Origin of the sequence: Microbacterium sp. NPDC019599, assembly GCF_040632175.1 — a bacterium.
In the GTDB taxonomy this organism is placed as follows: Bacteria; Actinomycetota; Actinomycetes; order Actinomycetales; family Microbacteriaceae; genus Microbacterium.
In genome coordinates, this window is record NZ_JBEYBL010000002.1 from 257,782 (window position 1) to 280,230 (window position 22,449).

Annotated in this window: 19 protein-coding genes and 1 tRNA gene; 6 read left to right on the forward strand and 14 right to left on the reverse strand. The window is 70.6% G+C overall.

From position 1 onward, the window contains the following. Nucleotides 1-3: 3 nt before the first annotated feature. Entirely contained in the window at nt 4-219 is a 216-nt protein-coding gene (locus tag ABZ477_RS04570; protein ID WP_360128552.1) for a hypothetical protein, read from the reverse strand. A gap of 122 nt (nt 220-341) precedes the next feature. Between ABZ477_RS04570 and ABZ477_RS04575 the strand changes: the two genes are divergently transcribed. The 4 genes from ABZ477_RS04575 (at nt 342) to ABZ477_RS04590 (ending at nt 4,881) form a co-directional block, all read left to right on the forward strand. Beyond that, nucleotides 342-2,972 (forward strand): transglycosylase domain-containing protein, encoded by a 2,631-nt coding sequence (locus ABZ477_RS04575; RefSeq protein WP_360128555.1) that lies wholly within the window; start codon nt 342-344, stop codon nt 2,970-2,972. Further along, nucleotides 2,969-3,901 (forward strand): metallophosphoesterase, encoded by a 933-nt coding sequence (locus ABZ477_RS04580; RefSeq protein ID WP_360128558.1) that lies wholly within the window; start codon nt 2,969-2,971, stop codon nt 3,899-3,901. The genes ABZ477_RS04575 and ABZ477_RS04580 overlap by 4 nt, the downstream gene beginning before the upstream one ends. Before the next feature lie 56 nt (nt 3,902-3,957). After that, nucleotides 3,958-4,031 (forward strand) — tRNA-Pro (locus ABZ477_RS04585). A gap of 76 nt (nt 4,032-4,107) precedes the next feature. Next, nucleotides 4,108-4,881 carry an HAD-IIB family hydrolase gene (locus ABZ477_RS04590; protein ID WP_360128561.1) on the forward strand — a complete coding sequence of 258 codons (774 nt, stop codon included), beginning with the start codon at nt 4,108-4,110 and terminating at the stop codon, nt 4,879-4,881. A gap of 218 nt (nt 4,882-5,099) precedes the next feature. Here the strand turns inward: ABZ477_RS04590 and ABZ477_RS04595 are convergent, their stop codons facing one another. Both ABZ477_RS04595 and ABZ477_RS04600 read right to left on the reverse strand, forming a co-directional pair. Then, nucleotides 5,100-6,380: an alpha-hydroxy acid oxidase gene (locus ABZ477_RS04595; RefSeq protein ID WP_360128564.1), complete on the reverse strand. Its 1,281-nt coding sequence runs from the start codon at nt 6,378-6,380 to the stop codon at nt 5,100-5,102. A 17-nt stretch (nt 6,381-6,397) separates the two neighbouring features. Next, nucleotides 6,398-7,117: an FCD domain-containing protein gene (locus ABZ477_RS04600; protein ID WP_360128567.1), complete on the reverse strand. Its 720-nt coding sequence runs from the start codon at nt 7,115-7,117 to the stop codon at nt 6,398-6,400. A gap of 89 nt (nt 7,118-7,206) precedes the next feature. Here ABZ477_RS04600 and ABZ477_RS04605 point away from each other — a divergent pair, with 89 nt between their 5' ends. Continuing rightward, nucleotides 7,207-8,112, forward strand: coding sequence for a DUF1295 domain-containing protein (locus ABZ477_RS04605; protein WP_360128570.1), 906 nt, complete (start codon nt 7,207-7,209; stop codon nt 8,110-8,112). 145 nt (nt 8,113-8,257) lie between these two features. Here ABZ477_RS04605 and ABZ477_RS04610 read toward each other — a convergent pair whose 3' ends face one another. The 6 genes from ABZ477_RS04610 to ABZ477_RS04635 form a co-directional block, all read right to left on the reverse strand. After that, complete coding sequence (locus tag ABZ477_RS04610; protein WP_360128573.1) at nt 8,258-8,905, reverse strand: thymidine kinase; 648 nt, start codon at nt 8,903-8,905, stop codon at nt 8,258-8,260. Between the two features lie 9 nt (nt 8,906-8,914). Further along, entirely contained in the window at nt 8,915-9,355 is a 441-nt protein-coding gene (locus ABZ477_RS04615) for a pyrimidine dimer DNA glycosylase/endonuclease V (RefSeq protein WP_360128576.1), read from the reverse strand. Next, nucleotides 9,352-11,406, reverse strand: coding sequence for a DUF2207 domain-containing protein (locus ABZ477_RS04620; protein ID WP_360128579.1), 2,055 nt, complete (start codon nt 11,404-11,406; stop codon nt 9,352-9,354). The genes ABZ477_RS04615 and ABZ477_RS04620 overlap by 4 nt, the downstream gene beginning before the upstream one ends. 25 nt (nt 11,407-11,431) lie before the next feature. Further along, nucleotides 11,432-12,904 carry a malate:quinone oxidoreductase gene (locus ABZ477_RS04625; RefSeq protein ID WP_360128582.1) on the reverse strand — a complete coding sequence of 491 codons (1,473 nt, stop codon included), beginning with the start codon at nt 12,902-12,904 and terminating at the stop codon, nt 11,432-11,434. A gap of 196 nt (nt 12,905-13,100) precedes the next feature. Continuing rightward, nucleotides 13,101-14,171: an aspartate-semialdehyde dehydrogenase gene (locus ABZ477_RS04630; protein WP_360128585.1), complete on the reverse strand. Its 1,071-nt coding sequence runs from the start codon at nt 14,169-14,171 to the stop codon at nt 13,101-13,103. 102 nt (nt 14,172-14,273) lie between these two features. Next, a complete protein-coding gene (locus ABZ477_RS04635) occupies nt 14,274-15,050 on the reverse strand; it encodes an NRDE family protein (protein ID WP_360128588.1) in 777 nt (258 codons plus the stop codon). Between the two features lie 88 nt (nt 15,051-15,138). Between ABZ477_RS04635 and coaBC the strand changes: the two genes are divergently transcribed. Next, entirely contained in the window at nt 15,139-16,356 is a 1,218-nt protein-coding gene (coaBC, locus tag ABZ477_RS04640; protein ID WP_360128591.1) for a bifunctional phosphopantothenoylcysteine decarboxylase/phosphopantothenate--cysteine ligase CoaBC, read from the forward strand. Nucleotides 16,357-16,467: 111 nt separating this feature from the next. Here the strand turns inward: coaBC and ABZ477_RS04645 are convergent, their stop codons facing one another. The 5 genes from ABZ477_RS04645 to ABZ477_RS04665 form a co-directional block, all read right to left on the reverse strand. Next, a complete protein-coding gene (locus ABZ477_RS04645) occupies nt 16,468-17,247 on the reverse strand; it encodes an endo alpha-1,4 polygalactosaminidase (RefSeq protein ID WP_360128594.1) in 780 nt (259 codons plus the stop codon). Nucleotides 17,248-17,261: 14 nt separating this feature from the next. Next, nucleotides 17,262-18,545 carry an aspartate kinase gene (locus tag ABZ477_RS04650; RefSeq protein ID WP_360128597.1) on the reverse strand — a complete coding sequence of 428 codons (1,284 nt, stop codon included), beginning with the start codon at nt 18,543-18,545 and terminating at the stop codon, nt 17,262-17,264. Nucleotides 18,546-18,678: 133 nt separating this feature from the next. Continuing rightward, nucleotides 18,679-19,617: a DMT family transporter gene (locus ABZ477_RS04655; protein WP_360128600.1), complete on the reverse strand. Its 939-nt coding sequence runs from the start codon at nt 19,615-19,617 to the stop codon at nt 18,679-18,681. Then, on the reverse strand, nt 19,614-20,207 hold the full coding sequence (recR, locus tag ABZ477_RS04660) for a recombination mediator RecR (protein WP_360128603.1): 594 nt from the start codon (nt 20,205-20,207) through the stop codon (nt 19,614-19,616). The genes ABZ477_RS04655 and recR overlap by 4 nt, the downstream gene beginning before the upstream one ends. 3 nt (nt 20,208-20,210) lie before the next feature. Then, nucleotides 20,211-22,409, reverse strand: a complete 2,199-nt coding sequence (locus tag ABZ477_RS04665; RefSeq protein ID WP_360128606.1) for a DNA polymerase III subunit gamma and tau — start codon at nt 22,407-22,409, stop codon at nt 20,211-20,213. Between the last annotated feature and the right edge of the window lie 40 nt (nt 22,410-22,449).

Below are 22,449 nucleotides of genomic sequence, written 5' to 3' on the forward strand. Positions count from 1 at the left end.
GCCTCAGGCCTCCTCGAACTGCTTGGCGGCAGTTGCCGCGGCATCCAGTCCCGCGTTCTGGGCTCCGTCGCCCACGGGGCGCTTGAAGTAGGCGACGAGGCCGCCCTCGGGGCCCTGGACGACCTGCACGAGCTCCCAGCCCTGCTTGCCCCAGTTGTTGAGGATCGCGGCGGTGTTGTGGATGAGTAGGGGCGTCGTGAGATATTCCCACGTGGTCATCTGCGGCTCCTGGCGGGGTCGAGGTGGGCGGAGAAGGAAATCCCTGATCATGGGCAGAACAAGCATCCGGCTTCGGCATGCCGTAAAGGGATCTGCCAGGTATCTCCCCTACGATCAACCCTATGCCTGATACCAAACGGACGGCTAGCGGTGTGCTCGGCGGCCTCGCCGGCCTCGTCGGCCTGAGCGCTGTCGCCGGCATCCTCGTGACCGCGACAGTCACTCCCGCCATCGCCCTGTCCGGGGCTGCGGCATCCAGCGCCATCACGATGTTCGACAACCTGCCCAGCGTGCTCGAGATCGAGAAGCTCATGCTTCCGACGACGATCTACTACACGAACGACCAGGGGCAGCCGGTCGAGCTTACGAAGTTCTACGACCAGAACCGGTCGCCGGTCGAGTTCGACGAAATCGCGCCCGTCATGTACGACGCGATCCTCTCCAGCGAGGACAAGAACTTCTACCAGCACGGCGGCATCGACCTCGTCGGCACGGCGAGCGCCGTCTACGACAACATCCGGGGCCGCGACACTCGCGGTGGATCGTCGATCAGCCAGCAGTACGTCAAGAACATCCTCGTCCAGCGGTGCGAGTCCAATGCCGAAGAGGTTACGGAGGAGAAGGACGGCGAGACGGTCGTCGTCACGACCCTCGAGGAAGCCCTCGCCAACTGCTACACCGAGGCGACGACCGCGGCGGGCACAGAGGGCATCCAGCGCAAGCTGCAGGAGATGCGCTACGCCATCGCGCTCGAGCAGAAGTACTCGAAGAACGAGATCCTGCTCGGCTACCTCAACATCGCCGGCTTCGGCGGACAGACCTACGGCGTCGACGCCGCTGCGAGGTACTACTTCGGCGTGGCCGCGAAGGACCTGAGCATCGGCCAGGCCGCGGCCCTCGCCGGCATGGTGCAGAACCCCAACAGCTACCGCATCGACATGAAGGGCGGGTCGACGACCGACAGCGACGGCAACCCCGTCAACAGCGAGGAAGACGGCTACAAGCTCACCAAGGCCCGCCAGGTCTATGTCCTGGACCGGCTCCTGGCCGACGGCAAGATCACGCAGGAGCAGCACGCCAAGGCGATCGAAGAGCCGATCACGCCCAACATCGTCAAGCCCAAGACCGGCTGTGCCGCGGCCGGCGGCTCGGCCTACTTCTGCCAGTACGTCAAGAACATCATCCGCACCGACACGGCGTTCGGCGCGACGCAGGACGAGCGCGACAAGGCGCTGCGGCGCGGCGGCCTGAACGTCTACACGACGCTCGACCTGCGCGTGCAGATCCCCGCCGAGGAAGCGGTGCACAACACCGCTCCCGCGAAGATCGACGGAATGGACTTCGGCGCGTCCACGGTCAGCATCGAGGCGACGACGGGCCGCATCCTGTCGATCGTGCAGAACACGCAGTTCAGCGAGGACCGCGCGGTCACCGACGCCGATCCCGCGTACACCTCGCTCGTTTACGCAGGATCGGCGAAGTACGGCAAGTCGAGCGGCTTCAACGCGGGCTCGACGTTCAAGCTCTTCACGCTCATCGACTGGCTCGAGAAGGGGCACTCGCTCAACGAGGTCCTCAACGGCACGACCCGCATCATCAAGCGGGTCACGAACTCCTGCGACGGCGACTGGGTGAACTTCGAGAACACCGAGGTCAACAACTTCGGCGGCGGCCGCGGCTGGGTCGGGACCCCGATGTCGTTCACGGCGCAGTCGCTCAACACGGGCTACTTCTCCATGGCCGAGAAGCTCGACCTGTGCGACATCCAGAAGGTCGCGACCAAGATGGGCGTGACGCGCGGCGATGACTCGCCGATCCAGATGAAGGTGCTCAACTCCATCATCGGAACGGAGCCCGTCGCTCCCATCGCCATGGCCGGGGCGTACGCCACCGTCGCGAACAACGGCATCTACTGCCAGCCGAAGGCGATCGACAAGGTCACCGACGCCGAGGGCAACGATCTGCCCGTGCCGAAGACCACGTGCACGCAGGTCCTCGACCCGAAGATCGCCGCGACCGCCGCGTACGCGCTGCAGGGCGTCATGCGCTCGGGCGGCACGGGTGCGCAGTCCAACCCGTGGGACGGCACTCCCCTCATCGGCAAGACGGGTACGCACGAGGACCTGCAGACCTGGATGGTGGAGTCCTCGACGAACGTCACGACCGCCGTGTGGGTCGGAAACGCCGACGGCTTCGGCTCGCTCAAGCAGTGGGCCAACGGCGTGCAGCTCAACCAGATGCGTCACCGGATCGCACCCGCGATCCAGCGTGCGGCGGACACCTTCTACGGCGGCAACGAGTTCCCGCAGCCCGACCGCGAGCTCACGCGTCAGGTCCTGACCGATCTGCCCAGCGTCATCGGCATGAGCGTCGACGACGCCACGCGGACGCTGCAGAATGCCGGATTCACCGTCATCGTGGGCGACCCGATCGACTCCGGGGAAGCGCAGGGCATCATCGCCGCGCAGAACCCGGGTGCCGGCAGGGTCGCGGGCGGCACGACCGTCACGATCAACCCGAGCAACGGCAACGGCATCATGGTTCCGTCGGATGTCGCGGGCCGCTCCGTGAGCGAGGCGATCAGCTATCTCCGCGCGGCGGGCTTCGGCAACGTCCAACCCGGGGTCTGCACCGAGGAGAAGAAGGTGAAGGGCAACGGCGAGGCGACCGGCACCAACCCGCCGGGCGGCACCGTCGTGAACCGGAACTCCACGATCCAGGTCGACTACAAGAGCGAGCACTGCAACCAGTGACCTCCGCATCGACTCGTACCGCCCTCACCGCGCTCGGCGCGGTGGGGGCGGTCGCTCTCGGCTCGGTCGTGTGGGGCGTCGGGATCGAGCGCTACCTCTTCACGCTGCGCCGGCACGAGCTGCGGATCCTCCCCGAGGGCTCGACACCGGTGAAGGTCCTGCATCTGTCCGACGCGCACATGGCGCCGTGGCAGACGCGCAAGCAGGAGTGGATCGCGGCGCTGGCCTCCCTCCAGCCCGACCTCGTCGTCAACACGGGCGACAACATGGGTCACGAGCAGGGACTCCGGGGCCTCAGACGCGCCTTCGACCCGCTGCGCGGCATCCCGGGTGTCTTCGTGCACGGCTCCAACGACCACGCGGCGCCGTCCCCGCGCAATCCGTTCAAGTACTTCACGGGGCCCTCCAAGACGCACGTGACGGTCGAACCGCTCGACACGCAGGCGCTCGACGCGTACCTCACCGAGGATCTGGGCTGGACCTCGCTGAACAACGCCGTCACGTCGCTCGATGTCGCGGGTCTGCGCATCGACGCGATGGGCGTCAGCGACGCGCATCGCCGGTGGGATCGCCTCGACGCCCTTCCCGATCCTCTCGAGGAGCTCCGCGGAGGAGGCGAGGCCGACCTCACGATCGGCGTCACGCACGCCCCGTATCGACGCGTGCTCGACGCGTTCACCAGGATGGGCTCCGACATGATCTTCGGCGGCCACACGCACGGCGGCCAGGTCCGCGTCCCCGGCTTCGGCGCGCTCGTCGCGAACTGCGACATCCCCCTCCGGCAGGCGCGGGGGCTCAGCGAGTGGTCGCGGGGCGGGCGGACGATCCCCCTCAATGTCAGCGCAGGACTCGGCCACTCCATCTACGCACCCGTGCGATTCGCATGCCGACCCGAGGCATCCCTCATCACTCTGCTCCCGGAGGCCTGAATCCCGCGCTCGATTCGGAGCATGCGCTCGGATCGGATAGACTCGGAGGGTTGTTACGGGGTGTGGCGCAGCTTGGTAGCGCGCTTCGTTCGGGACGAAGAGGCCGCAGGTTCAAATCCTGTCACCCCGACAGCAGGGAGGCTCCACCAGTATTGGTGGGGCCTTCCGTCGTATACGCCAGACCGCACCAGAGACAGGAGCCACGCATGCCGCACCCCCGCCTCGTCGCGTTCGACCTCGACGACACGCTCGCCCCGTCCAAGAGCGCCATCGACCCCCGCATCGGCGACCTGCTCGTCGCGCTCGCGGAGCGCGTCGACGTCGCGATCATCTCCGGAGGGCAGCTCGCCCAGTTCACGACGCAGGTCGTCGACAGACTTCCGGATGCCTCGGCCGAGGCCCTGTCGCGCATCCACCTGCTGCCCACCTGCGGCACGCAGTACTACCGCCTCTCGGCCGACGGTGTCGTGAAGATCTACGCCCACAGCCTCACCGGCGACGAGAAGTCGCGCGCCCTGGCCGCCGTCGAGCAGGAGGCCAAGCGCCTCGGGCTGTGGGAGTCGAAGACCTGGGGCGACATCCTCGAGGACCGCGGCTCGCAGATCACGTTCTCGGCGCTCGGCCAGACCGCGCCGCTGGATGCCAAGAAGGCGTGGGACCCGACCGGAGAGAAGAAGAACTCCCTCCGCGCCGCCGTCGCCGCGCGCATCCCCGACCTCGAGGTGCGCTCCGGCGGGTCGACGAGCGTCGACATCACGCAGCGCGGCATCGACAAGGCGTACGGCATGCGGCAGCTCGCCGAGCAGACCGGCATCTCCCTCGACGACATGCTCTTCGTCGGCGACCGGCTCGACCCGGACGGCAACGACTACCCCGTGCTCGCGATGGGCGTGGACTGTCACGCCGTCGAGGGCTGGGAAGACACGGCCGACTATCTCGAGGGGCTCATCCCGACCCTGCCCGAGCCCACCCGGGCCTGACCCCGGCGTTCAGCCGCCGCGCGGCCCTGCGTGGTCCCGCCGCCCCGCACCGCCCCGCGGTCGCCGCCTGACCTAGCTTCTTCACGCGAACCCACCTCTTTCACACGAACCCACCTGCTCCCGAGCGCGAGAGCGGGTGGGTTCGGCGAGAAAGGGTGGGTTCGGCGACAAGGCGAGGCTCGGCGAAGGCGAGGCGCGACGCCAAGGCGAGGCGCGGATCAGGTCCGGACGCGCGGGGCGCCGCCGGCGGTCGCCTCGGCGGGCGCCCCCGCGAGAGGCAGCAGTCGCGTGAGCTGCGTGACGTGCTTGGGCTCGAGCTCCTCGAGCGACGCGACGCCCAGCAGCTGCATCGTGCGCTCGATCTCGGTGCGCAGGATCGCGATCGTGCGGTCGACGCCCTCGCGCCCGCCGGCCATGAGGCCGTAGAGGTACGCCCGCCCGATGAGCGTGAACTTCGCGCCCAGCGCGATCGAGGCGACGATGTCGGCGCCGTTCATGATGCCCGTGTCGACCATGATGGTCGCGTCCGAGCCGACCTCGCGGACGACGTTGGGCAGCAGGTGGAACGGGATCGGCGCGCGGTCGAGCTGGCGCCCGCCGTGGTTGGACAGGACGATGCCGTCGACGCCGAGGTCGACGAGGCGCTTGGAGTCCTCGACGTTCTGGACGCCCTTGACGACGATCTTGCCCGGCCAGATGCCGCGGATGACCTCGAGGTCCTCGTAGCTGATCGTGGGATCCATGGCGGCGTTGAGCAGCTCGCCGACCGTGCCGCCCGTCGTGGACAGCGACGCGAACTCGAGCTTCGGCGTCGTGAGGAAATCGAACCACCACCACGGCCGCGGGATCGCGTTGATGATCGTGCCCACCGTCAACTGCGGCGGGATCGAGAACCCGTTGCGCTTGTCACGCAGCCGCGCGCCGGCCACCGGCGTGTCGACCGTGAACATGATCGTGTCGAAGCCCGCCTCCGCGGCCCGCTTGGCGAGGCCGTACGAGATCTCGCGCTCGCGCATGACGTACAGCTGGAACCAGTTCCGGCCGTTCGGGTTGGCCGCCTTGACGTCCTCGATCGACGTCGTGCCGAGCGTCGAGAGGGTGAACGGGATGCCGGCGGCACCGGCCGCGGACGCGCCCGCGATCTCGCCCTCGGTCTGCATGAGCCGCGTGAACCCCGTCGGCGCGATCCCGAACGGCAGGGCCGACGGCCCGCCGAGGATCGTCGTGGACATGTCGACGCGCTCGGCCGGACGCAGGATCGACGGGTGGAATTCGACATCCTCGAACGCCTGGCGGGCGCGGGCGAGCGACAGCTCGCCCTCGGCCGCCCCGTCGGTGTAGTCGAACGCGGCCTTGGGCGTGCGGCGCTTGGCGATCGTCCGGAGGTCGGCGATCGTGAGGGCGCCCTGGAGCCTGCGCTTCTTGCCGTTGAGCTCGGGCTTCTTGAACCTCATGAGCTCGAGGAGCTCGGACGGGACGGGCAGCTGCCGGGTCACCATGGAACGGGGTCCTTCCTTCAGTCGCGGGTCAGGCCCGCGGCGGCGTAGTAGCCGGTGATGTGGTCGTGGACGAGGGAACGGGCGAGGTCGGCCTCGCCCGAGTCGATGGCGCGGATGAGGTCGTGGTGCTCGCGGCGCAGGCGCGTGGCCGTGGCATCCCAATCGGGGATCCTCCGGGCGCCCGCCTGCACGTACGACTCGATCGAGGTGCGCAGGCCCGCCATCGACGCGCCGACGACGGCGTTGCCGGAGGCGTCGGCCAGTGCGAGGTGGAACTGCGCGTCGAGCGCGAGGAACTCCTCCGTCGAGAGCGCGTCGTCGTCCATCGCGGTCAGCGTGGAGCGCACGGCCGCGAGGTCGTGCTCGCCATCGACCGCGAGGGTGCCGACGACCCACTGCTCGAGCAGGAGACGGGTCGCCACGACATCCGCGATGGGGAACCCCTGCGCCGCGACCTGGAGGCGCAGGAGCGCGGCGAGGCCGCCGCGCGGGGTCGCGATGATGATGGCGCCGGAGGTCGGCCCCGAGCCCGTGCCCGTCTTGATGAGGCCCATGACCTCGAGGACGCGCAGCGCTTCGCGCACGCTGGAGCGGCCGACGCCGAGCGTCGCCGAGAGCTCGCGCTCGGGTGCGAGGCGGTCGCCTGGAGTGAGCCGTCCCTCGAGCAGATCGGTCTCGATCTTGTCGAGCACGACTCGCCATGCGCGAGCCGGGGCCTGGGCGACGTCGTCTGCCACGGCAACTCCTCATCTTTGTGGTCCGACCACAATACACGCGGTGGTCAGACCATGCAAAGCGTGGGAACCCTCAACGTAATCTGAGGGGCATGACCCCCCTCACCCTCGTCCTCATCGTCGCGGGCGCCGTCTGCGCGTTCTGCTGGATCGCCTCCCTCGTCACGAAGGACACCTCATGGGTCGACCGTCTGTGGTCGATCGCGCCCGTCGTCTACGTCTGGATCTTCGCCGTCTCCGGGATCATCGGCAGCGCATCCGGCGACGCCGTGTCGGCGGGCACGGAGCCCGGCGACTGGCTTGTCGGCGCAGCCGGCGGCGACCCCGTGCGCCTCGTCGTGATGGCGCTCCTCGTCACCGCGTGGGGCGCCCGCCTCACGTTCAACTTCGCCCGCAAGGGCGGCTACACGGGCATGGAGGACTACCGCTGGGCGGTCCTCCGCGGGCGCATGAAGCCGTGGCAGTTCCAGCTCTTCAACCTCTTCTTCATCGTCCTGTACCAGAACGCCCTCCTCGTCCTGATCACGCTTCCCGCGTTCATCGCGTGGCAGAACCCGTCGCCGTTCACGGGATGGGATGCCGCCTTCGCGCTGCTGTTCGCCGCGCTCCTGGTCGGCGAGTACGTCGCCGATCAGCAGCAGTGGGAGTTCCATCAGGCGAAGAAGGCCGCGGGCGGAACCCTCGAGCCCGGGTTCGTCACGACAGGACTCTTCCGCTTCAGCCGACACCCCAACTTCTTCTTCGAGCAGGCCCAGTGGTGGGTCTTCTACGCCATCGGGGCGACGGCGGCCGTGGCATCCGGCCTCGGGTTCTGGGGCGGCGCCGCCAACTGGACGATCGCGGGGGCCGCGCTGCTGACGCTGCTGTTCATCGGATCGACCGTCTTCACGGAGTCGATCACGGCGTCCAAGTACCCCGCCTACGCCGAGTACCAGCGCGCGACGTCGATGCTCATCCCCCGCCCGCCGCGGCGGCGCAGCGCCGAGGCGACCGCGTAGCCCCGGAGGACGTGCACGAACTCAGCAAGAATCACGGCGCGCACGCCGGACGGCGGCCACAGGCGCCGATCGAGCTGGATTTTGAGGAGTTCGTGCGCGGCAAGGCGCCGAAGCGACCGCGCACCCTGCACCGAGGCGCCAGGCCTCAGCCGAGCCGGCCGCCCGAGGCGCGCAGGTAGTCCTCGGCGCACAGCGACTCGTACGTCACGCGCTCGGTCGACAGCTCGTCGATCGCGACCTGATCGCCGTCGAAGACGAAGCGCCCGCCCACCAGGCGCGCATTGAAGATCGCCTTCCGGCCGCAGCGGCAGATCGTCTTGAGCTCCTCGAGCGAGTGCGCGAGCTCGAGCAGCCGCCGCGATCCGGGGAAGGCCTGCGTCTGGAAGTCGGTCCGGATGCCGTACGCAAGCACGGGCACGCCGTCGAGCACGACGATCCGCAGGAGGTCGTCGACCTGGTCGCGCGTGAGGAACTGCGCCTCGTCGATCAGAAGGCACGCGACGTCGACCGGGTGCTCGTCCGATTCCGGGATGAGGGATGCCGCGGCCTCGCGCTGCACGCGCACCCGGTGCTCCGCGAAGAGTGCGCGCAGGTCGTCGCCGGGCCCCACCAGGAAGTCCACCGGGCGCGTCACGCCGAGGCGGCTGGAGATCTCGTCGGCGCCCTTCGTGTCGATCGCGGGCTTGGCGAGGAGGACGTGCTGGCCGCGCTCCTCGTAGTTGTAGGCGGCCTGGAGCATCGCGGTCGACTTGCCGGAGTTCATCGCCCCGTAGCGGAAGTAGAGCTTGGCCACCAGGTGAGTCTAGGGGCGCCCCGGGGGCACCCTCTCCCACGTCTCGATCCCGCCCGGGACGATCCTGAAGGTCGGAGACGCCGAAGCCACGACCGGCAGGCGGGGAAGCCAGCCCGGGTCGCGGAGGCCGACCTTGTCGCGCAGGTGCGACAGCTCGTAGGCGAGCTGGCCGTCGGTGACGGGGATGCCGGGGGCGACAGCATCCGTCCGCTGAATGCGCGAGCCGTCGAAGCGGTAGCCGCGCGCCGTCGCCTCGAGGCGCAGCGCCTCGAGGAAGTGGCCGACGGCCTCGAGCGGATCGGGCGCGGCGCGGAACCGCTCCAGCTGCGGATGGCGCGTGTAACCTCGCGTGCCGCCCGCCAGGACCTTCTGCGCGAGCAGCCCCTCGCGCCAGCACGCCACGAGCGCGGCCCTGTCGAGGATCGACGGATGCAGCGACCAGAGCCTCATCGGCCGCCGAACCCGCCGCCGCCACCGCCGCCGCCGGAGAACCCCCCGCCGCTCGACCCGCCCGACGACGACCAACTGCTGGAGAACGACGAGCCGGACGAGCTGGAGGAGCTCCCGCTCGAGACGGGGGTCGCGGCGAGGCGGCCGATCGAGCGCGATGCGTCCGCGAGGGAGTCCGAGCACACGGAGTCGAACAGTGCGAGCCGGGATGTCGTGGCCTCGAGGGGCGACGCCGAGCGGATGACGTCGATCCACTCGCGCTCCATGCCGAACAGCACGGCGTACGGGAGGAGCCGCTCGTAGAGGTTCACGACGTCGACGCCGGCCCGATTCGGCGCGTCGCCGAACGGGCGCCTGCCGCTCGAGACCAGATCGGCCGTCTGCGGGGACTGCGCGGCGCGCAGGCGGTCCTCCTCCGCGAGGCGCAGGTACTCGCGGATGCCCTCGAGGTACGTCTTGTGCATGCCGCCCGCCCGCGTGAGGGCCGTCTTGGGCAGCCCGAAGAACGGCAGGACGATGAAGGCGCCGAAGCCGCTCACGATGGACAGCGTGTAGATCCAGCCGCCGACCCGCCCCAGGTCCGTGAGCACGGACGGGACGGCGTCGACGAAGAACATGAGGACCATCGCGACGATGAATCCGCCGAACTGCAGTGCGCCGCGGACGGCGCCGATCCACCCGGGGGTCTTGCTGCGGTAGCCGCGGTCCACGGTCGCGTCGTCGATCCGACGCACGTAGGTCACGGCGCGGACGGGGGGCCTGGCCGCGAACTCGCCGAGGTCGACGCGGTCGCCGGGGGCGGCATCCTTCCCGAACAGGGTCGTGACGATCCGGCGGTCGTCGTGCTCGAGGCCGGTCCCGTCGCGCAGGACGACGCTGAAGTCGTCCGGCTCGTCACGGCCGCCCTTCGCCGTGATCTCGACCTTGTCGCGCACCGCCAGATCCACGACGTGGGCCGCGAGGGCGCGTGCGGGGACGCCGAGGACTCCCGCGGACAGTGTCGGCGATTCGTCCACGGGCGGCGTGTACTGCACGATGACGGGCGAATCGTCGGGATTGCGGCGCAGGAACGCCTTCATGACGAGGATGAACACGAGCCCGCCGAATCCGGCGATGAGCGCGAGGACGGGGAGGATCCACTCCCACCACGGATACGGCGGGGGCGGGGGCGGCGTGGGGGCGGCGAAGGTCATCTGCGCGAAGCCGATCGCGACGGTCATCGCCTCTTCGGGCGCGAGGAAGGCATCGGTGGCCGTGAACACGACGGCGGATTCCTCGGCATCCCGTCCGCTCAGTGCGAGAGCCCATCCCGCGACGTCGTCGGGCCATGCCTCGTCGAGCTCGGGACCCTTGATCTCGCAGCGATTGGTGGACCCGACCGGGCCGCGGTAGCAGTAGACGCGACCGGACATGAGCCCGTCGGCGGCGTCGCCCGCGATGTGCACGCGCGCCGTCACCGCATCGAAGGGCTGCGCGTGGTCCTCGCCGACGACGTCCCAGTAGAACTCGTCGGCGCCGGTGTCGGCGTAGCGGAGCACGACGTCGCTCATCGTGTACGAGATGACGTAGGTCTGCGGTCCGTGCACGTAGGTGTCGTCGCCCGTGAGGACGTAGATGTCGTCCTCGTCCTGCTCGGTCCACCACGGGACGGGCGTCCCTCCCCCGGCTGTGACGTTGACGACGGCCGTGTTGAGGTCGATACCGGAGTCCGACTTCGGGATGCGGCGCACGATGCCCTTGTTCTGGTCGAACTCGGGGAACCTCGCGACGATCGTCTCCTGGGTGTAGAGCTGCGACTGGCCCGAGACCGAGCGGACGAGCCAGTAGTCGGCCGTCAGGGAGTCGTACCGGAAGTCGTCGACATCCGCGCGCGCGGCCGTGCCGACGGCGTCCGCCAGGGTTCCGGATGCCGCGGCCTCCGCGGTCGCGACGGGCGCCGCCGCGACCGGCATCGGGGATGCCGCGGCCCCCGCCGCGGCAGCGGGCGTCGCCGCGAGGGCGAGCGCGAGCACGGCCGCGGACGCGGCGCGGGCGAGCGTGCTGAGCCCCATCGGGCCAGCGTAGCGGCGCGAGGCGTCAGGCCGTGAGGGCCAGCGCCTCCGCCGTCTCGCTGAGGGTCTCCTCGGCCCGTTCGGGCTTCGGGTTGAGCGTCTCGCCGTAGCTCGGGATGAGCTCCTTGAGCGTCGGCTCCCACTGCGCGATGTTGTCGGGGAAGCACGTCTTGAGCAGGCCGAGCATGATCGACACGGCCGTCGACGCGCCCGGAGACGCGCCCAGCAGGCCCGCGATCGAGCCGTCGGCGGCTGTCACGACCTCCGTGCCGAACTGGAGGATGCCGCCCTTCTTCGGGTCCTTCTTCATGACCTGAGCGCGCTGCCCGGCCTGGATGAGCTCCCAGTCGGCATCCTTGGCGGTCGGCACGAAGGTGCGGAGGCTGTCGACCTTCTTCGCGTGGTTCTTCAGCAGCTCGCCCACGAGGTAGGTGATGAGGCTGGGGTTGTCCCACGCGACCTTGAGCATGGGCCACAGGTTGCCGGGCCGCACCTGCGTCACGATGTCGAGCATCGACCCGTTCTTGAGGAACTTGGGGCTGAATGTCGCGAACGGTCCGAAGAGGAGGGATGCCTCGCCGTCGACGACGCGCGTGTCCAGGTGCGGCACCGACATGGGCGGAGCCCCGACGGAGGCCTGCGAGTAGACCTTCGCCTGGTGCTGAGCGACGAGCGACGGGTCGGAGGTCTTGAGGAACTGCCCGCCGATGGGGAACACGCCGTAGCCCGAGATCTCGGGGATGCCCGAGCGCTGCAGGAGCTTGAGCGCCCAGCCGCCCGCGCCGACGAAGACGAAGCGTGCTTTCACCTCACCCGGCGTGCGGCCGACGGAGTTGCGCCACTTGAGCAGCCACGTGCCGTCGGCCTGCTTCTTGATGCGGCGCACCTCGCGGTTCGTGACGATGTCGGCGCCGCGCTCGCGCAGCCCGTCGAAGAGCTGGCGCGTCAGCGCGCCGAAGTCGACGTCGGTCCCGGCCGGCACGCGCGTCGCGGCGAACGGCTCGCCCGCGCGGCGCTTCTGCATGAGCAGCGGCGCCCACTGGTTGATGACGCGCGAGTCCTCGCTGTACTGGATGCCGGCGAACAGCGGCTCCTGCTTGAGCACCTCGTAGCGCTTGCGGAGGTACTCGACGTCCTTCTCGCCGCGGACGAACGTCATGTGCGGCGTGGAGTTGATGAACGTGTTGGGCGCGTCGAGGACGCCCCTCTCGACGAGAGAGGCCCAGAACTGCCGGCTCTGCTGGAACTGCTCGTTGATCGCGATGGCCTTCGCGGGATCGACGGTGCCGTCGGAGCCCTGCGGCATGTAGTTCAGCTCGCACAGCGCCGCGTGCCCCGTGCCGGCGTTGTTCCAGGCGTTGGAGCTCTCCAGCGCGACGTCATGGAGCCGTTCGTAGACGACGATCTTCCAGTCGGGCTGCAGTTCGGAGAGGAGGGTACCCAGGGTGGCGCTCATGATGCCGCCACCGATGAGCACGACGTCGACGGTCTCTGTCACCTGACGATTCTAGGCGGCGCGCCGAGGGCTCCCGCCCGCCGGGGGCTCCGGCATCCGTCAAAGAACGCACTTCTTGCCGCCGCGGAAAGGCCGGACCCGGCTCGGCCCGCTCGGTTCGTCTCCGTCGAATGCACCGCGGCATGCCGCAGAACCCCGCGTTCCACGGAGGCGAACGCGGCGAGCGGGATGCTGTGCGTCAGGCCTTGACGCCGAGGTTCGCCGCGACGAGCTCGGCGATCTGCACGGCGTTGAGGGCGGCGCCCTTGCGGAGGTTGTCGTTGCTGATGAACAGCACGAGGCCCTTGCCCTCGGGCGCCGACTGGTCGGCGCGGATGCGGCCGACGTAGCTGGGGTCGCTGCCCGCGGCCTGGAGGGGCGTCGGGACCTCCTCGAGCGCGACACCGGGTGCGACGGCGAGCAGCTCGCGAGCGCGCTCGGGCGTGATGTCGCGCCCGAACTCGGCGTGGATGCTCAGGGAGTGCCCGGTGAAGACGGGGACGCGCACGCACGTGCCGGCGACGCGGAGGCCAGGCAGCTCGAGGATCTTGCGGCTCTCGTTGCGGAGCTTCTTCTCCTCGTCGGTCTCGTTCAGGCCGTCGTCGACGAGGCTGCCGGCGAGCGGGATGACGTCGAACGCGATGGGCGCGACGTACTTCTCCGGCTGCGGGAAGTCGACGGCTGAGCCGTCGTGGACGAGGTCGATCGCATTGGGCTGCGCGACGACGGCCTCGACCTGGCCGAGGAGCTCCTGCGCGCCCGCGAGACCCGAGCCCGACACGGCCTGGTACGTCGAGACGATGAGCCGCTCGAGGCCGGCCTCGGCGTCGAGCACCTTGAGGACCGGCATCGCGGCCATCGTGGTGCAGTTGGGGTTGGCGATGATCCCCTTGTGCGCCTGGGCGATCGCGTGCGGGTTGACCTCGCTGACGACGAGCGGGACCTCGGGGTCCATGCGCCACGCGCTCGAGTTGTCGATGACGACGGCGCCGGCATCGGCGAAGCGGGGCGCGTGCGCGCGGCTGCCGGTCGCACCGGCCGAGAAGAGCGCGATGTCGATGCCGGAGGGGTCGGCGGTCGCGACATCCTCGATGACGACCGTCTCACCCGCGAACTCGACCGACGTTCCCGCCGAGCGGGCCGTCGCGAACAGCCGCAGCTCGCGGATCGGGAACGACCGCTCGGCGAGGATCTCGCGCATGACGGTGCCGACCTGGCCGGTGGCGCCGACGACGGCGATGGAGAGTCCGGAGTCTGAGATGCGGGTCATGCGGGATCCTCGAGGTTGCGACGGTGCACGGCAGCAGCCGACGGGGTGCGGGGTTTGCCCGATTCTACCGGCCGGCATATTCCGCTCGGGCCGTATGACGCCTCAGACCAGCGGCAGCGGGTTCCAGTGGCCGGGCTCGTCGAGCGCGCCGTAGGCCAGGTCGATCGAGTCCGGCCCGACCGACGCGAGGCACACGAGGAGTGACAGCGTCGGATAGCCCAGCGGGCGGTTGTCGCGGATGATCGCGTCGTCGTCGGTCGGCTCGAGCGCCGCGGACTCCTCGAGCAGGGCGACCCACGGCGCGAACCAGTCGAGCGGCTCACCGCCGGCAGGGGAAGCCGGGAGGTCCTCGATCGCTGGGGACGCGGCATCCGTCGCCGGTGCCCCGTGCGCGGCGGTGAAGGGCGCGAGCCAGCGCGCGATGCGCGGCGTCGCGTGGTCGTCCACGTCGTCGTGCGCGATCATGTGGGTTCCCGGCGCGAGCTCCGCCCTGCGCAGTTCGACGCCGTCCCACGTCGTGACGCGCGCTCCGGATCCGTCGACCTCGACGAGGTTGAACCCATGGGTCGGCGGATGCTGTCCGGGCGAGCGCCCGTCGACGGCGTCCAGCACGACTCCCCCGCGCGATTGCAGGCCGTCCTCGGGCAGGTCGGGCACGTCGGCGCGGTTGAGCAGCACGGCGAGCCGCCCTCGCGCGGGATCGGCGGCGAGCCACGCGCCCCCGGCGCGTGCATCGCGCACCCCGACGACGCCGGGGTGCGCCTCGGGCCACCACGGGCCGAGCGGGTCCCACGCGCGGGCCGGGTCCTCGTCGCGCACGGCGAGCACGCGCGTGGGCTCGCCCGCGGTCTCGGGGACCTGGAGGATGACGGTGCACATTCGGGATGCCGCTTTCTCGCGGCCCATCGGCAGCGCCGCGCACCCGGCCAACCGCCTGGCGGAGCGCGCCGCGTGGGAGGATCGGGGAATGTTCATCGTAGTCGGCGTGACAGGCGGGATCGCCGCGTACAAGACGGTCCAGCTCGTGCGGCTCCTCGTGCTCGAAGGCCACGACGTGCACGTCATCCCGACCGAGGACGCGCTGCGGTTCGTCGGACTCACGACGTGGGAGGCGATCAGTCGCAATCCCGTCACGACGTCGGTGCACGAGGACGTCTCGGAGGTGCGGCACGTCGCTCTCGGCCGGAAGGCCGACCTCATCGTCGTCGCCCCCGCGACGGCCAACACGCTCGCCTCGATGGCGGCGGGACTCGCCGACGACCTCCTCGGCACGACACTGCTCGCGACGAGCGCTCCCGTCGTCGTCGCGCCCGCGATGCACACCGAGATGTGGCGGCACCCCGCGACCGTCGCGAACATCCAGACGCTCCGCAGCCGCGGCGTGCACGTCGTCGGGCCGGCGGACGGACCCCTCACCGGCGGCGACAGCGGGCCGGGAAGGATGTCGGAGCCTGAGGAGATCGCCGCCTCCGCACTCGCCCTCGCGTCGGCGGAGGGTGACCTCGCCGGCCTCGTCGTGGCCGTCTCGACCGGCGGCACGCGCGAGCCCATCGATCCCGTCCGCTACGTCGGCAACCGCTCGAGCGGACGCCAGGGCGCCGAGATCGCGCTGGCCGCCGCGGCACGCGGAGCGCACGTGCGGCTCGTCGCAGCGCACGTCGACGACGGCGTGCTGGCGACAGCATCCCTCCACCCGCGCATCGAGCTCTCGCGCATCGCGACCGCGGGCGAGCTCGGGAGCGCGATGCGCGAGGCCGCGGCCGAGGCGGACGTCGTCGTGATGGTCGCGGCGGTCGCCGACTACCGCGTCGCCGACGTCGCCCCCGAGAAGCTCCGCAAGGAGGACGGGCCGCTCACGACGCTCCAGCTCGTCGAGAACGAGGACATCCTCGCCGGGCTGGTCGCGACGCGGCGGCGCGGTCAGACGATCGTCGGCTTCGCCGCCGAGACCGCCGCGAACGAGGAGGAGCTCCTCGATCGCGCCCGCCGCAAGCGCCGCCGCAAGGGCGTCGACCTGCTCGTCGTGAACGAGGTCGGGTGGGACAAGGGCTTCGAGGCCTCGGACAACCATGTCGCGGTCATCGATGCGCGCGACGAGGTCGCGGCCGAGGCGTCCGGCACCAAGCGCGAGGTGGCGGATGCTGTCTGGGATGCCGTGCTCGCCGCCCGCGGCTCTTCGGCATAGGACCCGAGTCGCTGACCCGCCGATTCGCCAGAACTTCGGGTGTCTGGACGCCGAGATGCCAGAACTTCTGGCCTTTCGGCAGCGTCGGCAGCCCGGACTCGCCGCCCGGGCTCAGCAGTGCTCGAAGACGTGTCCCGGCTCGCCCGCGGGGACGAGGTCGCGATCGCGGAGGATCATCGTGGCCGGGCGGTCCGGGTCGGCGCAGACCTCGGCGAAGGGCCGGCGGAGGTCGTCGGTGTACTCGATCGCGATGACGGCGTCGCCGTAGACGTCCGTATAGGCCGCGCACTCCTCGAACACGTCGCACTCCTCCGCGACGGCGAAGTCGAAGCCCGTCCGGTGGCCGTGCTCCGTGAGTTCGGCGGTGTTCTTCTGGCCTGCGGCGAGGCCGGCCGCGTGCGCCTCCTGGACGAGATCCGCGGCGAAGGCCAGGGCGTCTTCGGCATCGAGGAGGCCCGCCGAGCGGGTGAACGAGTCGAGGTTGTCGAACTCGACGGCGTCGAATCCGGCGTCGGCGCAGCGGGCGATGCCGTCCGCGGCGCGCTCGAGCGCAGCATCCGTCCTGATGTCGACGAGGCGCTCGTCGGGCCAGTCCGGATCCGCGATGGATTCGCCGTCCTGGTCCGTCAGGAGCAGGTCGGCGGCGGGGGTCTCGCCCGGCTGCGTCTGGAACGCGTTGAGGTAGCAGACGGAGTAGCGGCCGGGCGCGGGAGCCTCGGTGCTGTCGCGGACGACGAGCGTCACCTCGGGCGCGGGGTCGTAGGCTCCGCCGAGCTGATAGTCGGCGACAGCGCCCGCCGGAGGGAGGGCGACATCCGGCGCGGGCGGTGCCGAACATCCCGAGACGAGGGCGACCAGGAGCGCCGTCAAGGCGACACTCAGGGTGCGCATCCGCGCGGTCGGCGTCAGCGACCCGAGCCGGCGTGGACCGTCGCGTCGATGTCGCCGTCGAGGTCGTAGGCGCGGTGCACGACGCGGGCGGCCTCGGCGAGGTCGTCCCCGCGCACGACGACCGAGATGCGGATCTCGGACGTCGAGATCATCTCGATGTTGATGCCCGCGATCGACAGCGCCTCGAAGAGCGTCGCCGAGACGCCCGAGTGCGTGCGCATCCCGGCGCCGACGACCGAGAGCTTGCCGATCTGGTCGTCGTGGACGAGGCTCTCGAAGCCGACCTCGGTCTGGTCGCCGGCGAGCGCCTTGAGCGCCGTCGCCGCGTCGCCCTTGGGGAGCGTGAACGAGATGTCGGTGCGGCCCGTGGTCGCGGCCGACACGTTCTGGACGATCATGTCGACGTTGGCACCGGACTTGGCGACGATCTTGAAGATCTCGGCGGCCTTGCCCGGCACATCGGGAACGCCGATGACCGTGATCTTCGCCTGGCCCAGGTCGGTCGCGACACCCGCGACGATCGGCTCTTCCATCTCTTCTCCTTCGCCGTCGGGGAGGCTCATCCCCGGGCCCAGCACATAGGTTCCGACGTTCGGGCTGAACGTCGAGCGGGCGTGGATGAGCACGCCATGGCGGCGCGCGTACTCGACAGCGCGGATGTACAGCACCTTCGCGCCGTTCGCCGAGAGCTCGAGCATCTCTTCGCTCGTGACCGTCTTGAGCTTGCGCGCCTTCGGTACGACGCGGGGGTCGGCCGTGAAGATGCCGTCGACGTCGCTGTAGATCTCGCACGCGTCGGCGTCGAGCGCCGCCGCGAGCGCGACGGCGGTCGTGTCGGTGCCGCCGCGGCCGAGGGTCGTGATGTCGCGCGTGTCGCGGTTGAAGCCCTGGAAGCCGGCGACGATGACGATGGCGCCTTCATCGAGCGCCTCGCGCAGGCGTACAGGCGTCACGTCGACGATGCGGGCCGAGCCGTGGTCGGCTGTCGTGATCATGCCGGCCTGGCTGCCCGTGAACGAGCGGGCCTCGAAGCCCATCGAGTGAATCGCCATCGCGAGGAGCGCCATCGAGATGCGCTCTCCGCTCGAGAGCAGCATGTCGAGCTCGCGGGGCGCGGGGATCGGCGCGACCTGGGCCGCCAGGTCGAGCAGTTCGTCGGTCGTGTCGCCCATCGCGCTCACGGCGACGACGACGTCGTTGCCCGCGCGGCGCGTGTCGACGATGCGCTTCGCGACCCGCTTGATGCTCTCCGCGTCGGCGACGGACGAACCGCCGTACTTCTGGACGATCAGCGCCACGTTCAGAACTCCCAAGGATGCGCCGCCGGTCGATCGACGGCGGAGGGCGAACGGATGCCGCGCCCAACGGTCCATCTTACGGACGGGCTCATGCCGGCCCGACCATGTGACCGGATGCCGTGCCGGCGTCGGTCTACGAGAGGTCGGCCTCGCCGAGAGGCTCGGGGCCGCGGCGTGCGCGGCGTGGGACCACCCCGCCCGTCGCGGCGAGCCAGCAGCCCAGGATCACGAGCGGGAACCCGATGAGCAGGCCCGCACTCAGCTCCTCGCCGAGCAGGATCGTGCCGAGGAGGATCGCGACGACGGGATTGACGTAGGTGAACAGCGGCGCGCGGGCAGGGCCGACCTCGGCGATGAGCGCGAAGAACGCGATGAAGGCGATCGCCGTGCAGACGACGCCGAGCGCGACGAGCGAGACCGTGCTGCGCGCGGTCGGCGTCTCGTGCTGCGTCAGGAAGCCGATCGGCAGGTAGAAGAGGCCGACCGCGAAGAGGGACAGCGTGATGGTGCCGAGCGAGGGCACGTCCTTGAGCTTCGTCGCGACGATGAAGGGCGCGATGGCGTAGCAGAGCGCGACGAGCAGGAGTTCGCCGACCGCGAGGAGACTCGCCGAGTCGCCCGCTGCGAGCCCGGGGCCTGCCACGATGACCGCGACGCCCCCGAACCCGATCAGCAGCCCGCCCGCCCGCGCCGGACGGAGGACGCCCTTGTCGCCACGCGTGAACGCGATGACGGCGGCGAAGAGCGGGACGGTCGCGACGAGGAGTCCCGTGAGACCGGACGGAAGGGTCTGCTCGGCGTGCCCGAGCAGCAGGAACGGGCCGGCCATCTCGATCGCGCCGAACGCGAGCACCCATGGCCAGAGCTTGAGCGCGGGCCCGAGCGCGCGCCGGTGCAGCGCGATCGGGAGCAGGATCAGGGCGCCGATGAGGGTCCTGCCCGCGACGACCGCCGCCGGCGAGTAGGAGTCGACCGCCTCTTTGATGAAGAGATACGGCACGCCCCACACGAGCGACATGACGGCGAACAGCACCCAGCCACGGGTGCTGAACCGCGTCGAGGCGGCGTTCACAGCGTGCGGCGCCCCTCGAACGCGCGGCCGAGCGTGACTTCGTCGGCGTACTCGAGGTCGCCGCCGACGGGAAGCCCCGACGCGAGCCGCGTCACGGTGATCTCGAGCGTGTGCAGCAGCCGGCTGAGGTAGGTCGCCGTGGCCTCGCCCTCGAGGTTGGGGTTCGTCGCGAGGATGACCTCCTGCACCGTCCCGTCGGCGAGTCGCTTCATCAGCTGCGCGATGCGGAGGTCGTCGGGCCCGATGCCCGCGATGGGGCTGATCGCGCCGCCGAGCACGTGGTAGAGACCGCGGAACTCGCGCGTGCGCTCGATCGCCGCGACATCCTTCGCGTCCTCGACGACGCAGATGAGCGTCTCGTTGCGCCGGGGGTCGCGGCAGATGGCGCAGCGCTCCTGCTCCGAGACGTTGCCGCAGATCTCGCAGAAGCGCACCTTCTCGCGCACCTCGGCGAGCAGCTGCGCGAGCCGCGAGACGTCGAAGTTCGGGGTCTGCAGGATGTGGAACGTGATGCGCTGGGCGGACTTCGGGCCGATGCCCGGAAGCCGCCCGAACTCATCGATGAGGTCCTGGACGATGCCGTCGTACATGGGCTAGCTGAACCTCGTGGGCGGCTCGTAGGGCTCTTCACGGACGAACGCCGCGCCGAGCACCTGGCGCACGACTGCTTCGCCGTACCGCTGGGGCTGGCCGGGGCGCGACGCGGTCTGCGGGCGCCGGTCGGCGTCGCGCGGCGACGCCGAGAGCGGCGGCGCGATGACGGGCGGCACGGGCGCGTCGGCGGATGCCCCGACCTCGGGCTCGTCCTCGTCGTCGTCCTCCGGCTCGATCGACGGCTCGACGTCGGTCGAGGGCAGGACGTCGCCCTCCCGCGCAGGGGCGAGGGTCGCGGTGCGCAGGCGCGCCGCCTCGGTCGCGGCGTCCTCGGGCTCGTCGTCGATCGCGAACTGGGCGACGGCGGACGTCGACGCGGATGCCTCGGGCCCGGGGTCGGGCGCGGGAGCAGCATCCGGAATCGGCGCGACCGCCCACTCCGTCACGGGAGCCGCAGACGCGCGCGCCGGCGCGCTCTGCCGCTCGGGTGCGCGCTCGGGGCGGGGCGGCCTCGGGGCGTCGCCTCGAGCGGCGGGCGCTCCCCCATCGCCGCGGTCTCGGGAGGAGTCGTGCTTCGCACGGTACTTGACCCGGACGCCGAGCACGGCCTGGATCGCGCCGCGCAGGTCTTCGCTGGGCCCCGCACCTGCGGAGAGCTGCTTGAACTTCGCGACATCGCTCTGGCTCCCGAACGCGAGCGTGAGCACGTCGTCGTCGTCGAAGTCGACGACCGTCGCGTTGGTCGCGAGCATCCACGACGAGCGGCTGATCGTCTCGAGACGGGCCAGGATGCCCGGCCACGCCTCGCGCAGGCGCTCGAGCGTGACGGGGCCGGTCGGGACGGGCTCGGGCGCGGCGGGAGCCCGGCTGGGGGCGGAAGCAGCCGGGGCCGAAGTCGGGGCAGGGACGGCGTTCGACCCCTCGACAGGCTCGGGGACCGTGGCTCGAGCCACCGAGGAGCCCGGAGTCGTGGCCGCCGCGCGCACCGGGTTCGACGCGTCGACAGGCTCGGGGACCGTGGCAGGAGCGACGGCCACCGGCGCGGCCGGGACCGCAGCAGCCGGAACCGCGGGGGCGATCGGCGCAGCCGCCGCCACCCCCGTCGCGGTGAGCACGCGCGCGACCATGAGCTCGAGCTGCAGCCGCGGCGAGGTCGCGCCCGTCATGTCGTCGAGGGTCGCGATCACGAGGTCGGCGGTGTGCGAGAGGCGCGCCGTGCCGAACGCGGCGGCCTGGCGCGTCATCCGCTCCAGCTCCTCGGCCGAGACGCCGCGGAGGACGGCCGCGGCACCGGACCCCGTCGCGCTCACGACGATGAGGTCGCGCAGCCGCTCGAGGAGGTCGTCGACGAAGCGCCGGGGGTCCTGCCCGGTCTGGACGACGCGGTCGACGGCGGCGAAGGCGGCCGAGGCATCCGTCGCGGCGAAGGCGTCGACGACCTCATCGAGCAGCTCGGCGTGCGTGTACCCGAGGAGGGCGACGGCACGCTGATACGTCACGACCGAGCCCTCGGAGCCGGCGATGAGCTGGTCGAGGAGCGACAGCGTGTCTCGCGGCGACCCGCCGCCGGCGCGTACGACCAGTGGCAGGACGCCCGACTCGATCGTCACGCCCTCGGTCTCGCAGAGCTCTTCGACGTACGCGAGCATCGCGCCGGGAGGCACGAGCCGGAACGGATAGTGGTGGGTGCGAGAGCGGATCGTGCCGATGACCTTCTCGGGCTCGGTCGTCGCGAAGATGAACTTGACGTGGTCGGGCGGCTCCTCGACGAGCTTGAGCAGCGCGTTGAAGCCCTGCGGCGTCACCATGTGCGCCTCGTCGAGGATGAAGATCTTGAACCGGTCGCGCGCCGGGGCGAAGATCGCGCGCTCGCGCAGGTCGCGCGCGTCGTCGACGCCGTTGTGCGAGGCCGCGTCGATCTCGACGACGTCGAGCGAACCGCCGCCGCCGCGACCGAGCTCCACGCAGCTGTCGCACTTTCCGCACGGGGTGTCGGTCGGCCCCTCGGCGCAGTTGAGGCAGCGCGCGAGGATGCGCGCCGACGTCGTCTTGCCGCAGCCGCGCGGACCTGAGAACAGATACGCGTGACCGACCCGGTCGCTGCGCAGAGCCGTCATGAGCGGCTCGGTCACCTGCGACTGCCCGATCATCTCGCCGAACGCCTCAGGACGGTAACGGCGGTAGAGGGCTGTGGTCACCCGACCAGCCTAGGGCGTGCCTCCGACACTTCGGCGGGCT

What these genes read in the sequence shown, in the direction of transcription:
- ABZ477_RS04570 (WP_360128552.1), bottom strand. Translation starts at nt 219, where the DNA reads ATGACCACGTGGGAATATCTCACGACGCCCCTACTCATCCACAACACC.
- ABZ477_RS04575 (WP_360128555.1), top strand. Translation starts at nt 342, where the DNA reads ATGCCTGATACCAAACGGACGGCTAGCGGTGTGCTCGGCGGCCTCGCC.
- ABZ477_RS04590 (WP_360128561.1), top strand. Translation starts at nt 4,108, where the DNA reads ATGCCGCACCCCCGCCTCGTCGCGTTCGACCTCGACGACACGCTCGCC.
- ABZ477_RS04595 (WP_360128564.1), bottom strand. Translation starts at nt 6,380, where the DNA reads ATGGTGACCCGGCAGCTGCCCGTCCCGTCCGAGCTCCTCGAGCTCATG.
- ABZ477_RS04605 (WP_360128570.1), top strand. Translation starts at nt 7,207, where the DNA reads ATGACCCCCCTCACCCTCGTCCTCATCGTCGCGGGCGCCGTCTGCGCG.
- ABZ477_RS04615 (WP_360128576.1), bottom strand. Translation starts at nt 9,355, where the DNA reads ATGAGGCTCTGGTCGCTGCATCCGTCGATCCTCGACAGGGCCGCGCTC.
- ABZ477_RS04620 (WP_360128579.1), bottom strand. Translation starts at nt 11,406, where the DNA reads ATGGGGCTCAGCACGCTCGCCCGCGCCGCGTCCGCGGCCGTGCTCGCG.
- ABZ477_RS04630 (WP_360128585.1), bottom strand. Translation starts at nt 14,171, where the DNA reads ATGACCCGCATCTCAGACTCCGGACTCTCCATCGCCGTCGTCGGCGCC.
- ABZ477_RS04635 (WP_360128588.1), bottom strand. Translation starts at nt 15,050, where the DNA reads ATGTGCACCGTCATCCTCCAGGTCCCCGAGACCGCGGGCGAGCCCACG.
- coaBC (WP_360128591.1), top strand. Translation starts at nt 15,139, where the DNA reads ATGTTCATCGTAGTCGGCGTGACAGGCGGGATCGCCGCGTACAAGACG.
- ABZ477_RS04645 (WP_360128594.1), bottom strand. Translation starts at nt 17,247, where the DNA reads ATGCGCACCCTGAGTGTCGCCTTGACGGCGCTCCTGGTCGCCCTCGTC.
- recR (WP_360128603.1), bottom strand. Translation starts at nt 20,207, where the DNA reads ATGTACGACGGCATCGTCCAGGACCTCATCGATGAGTTCGGGCGGCTT.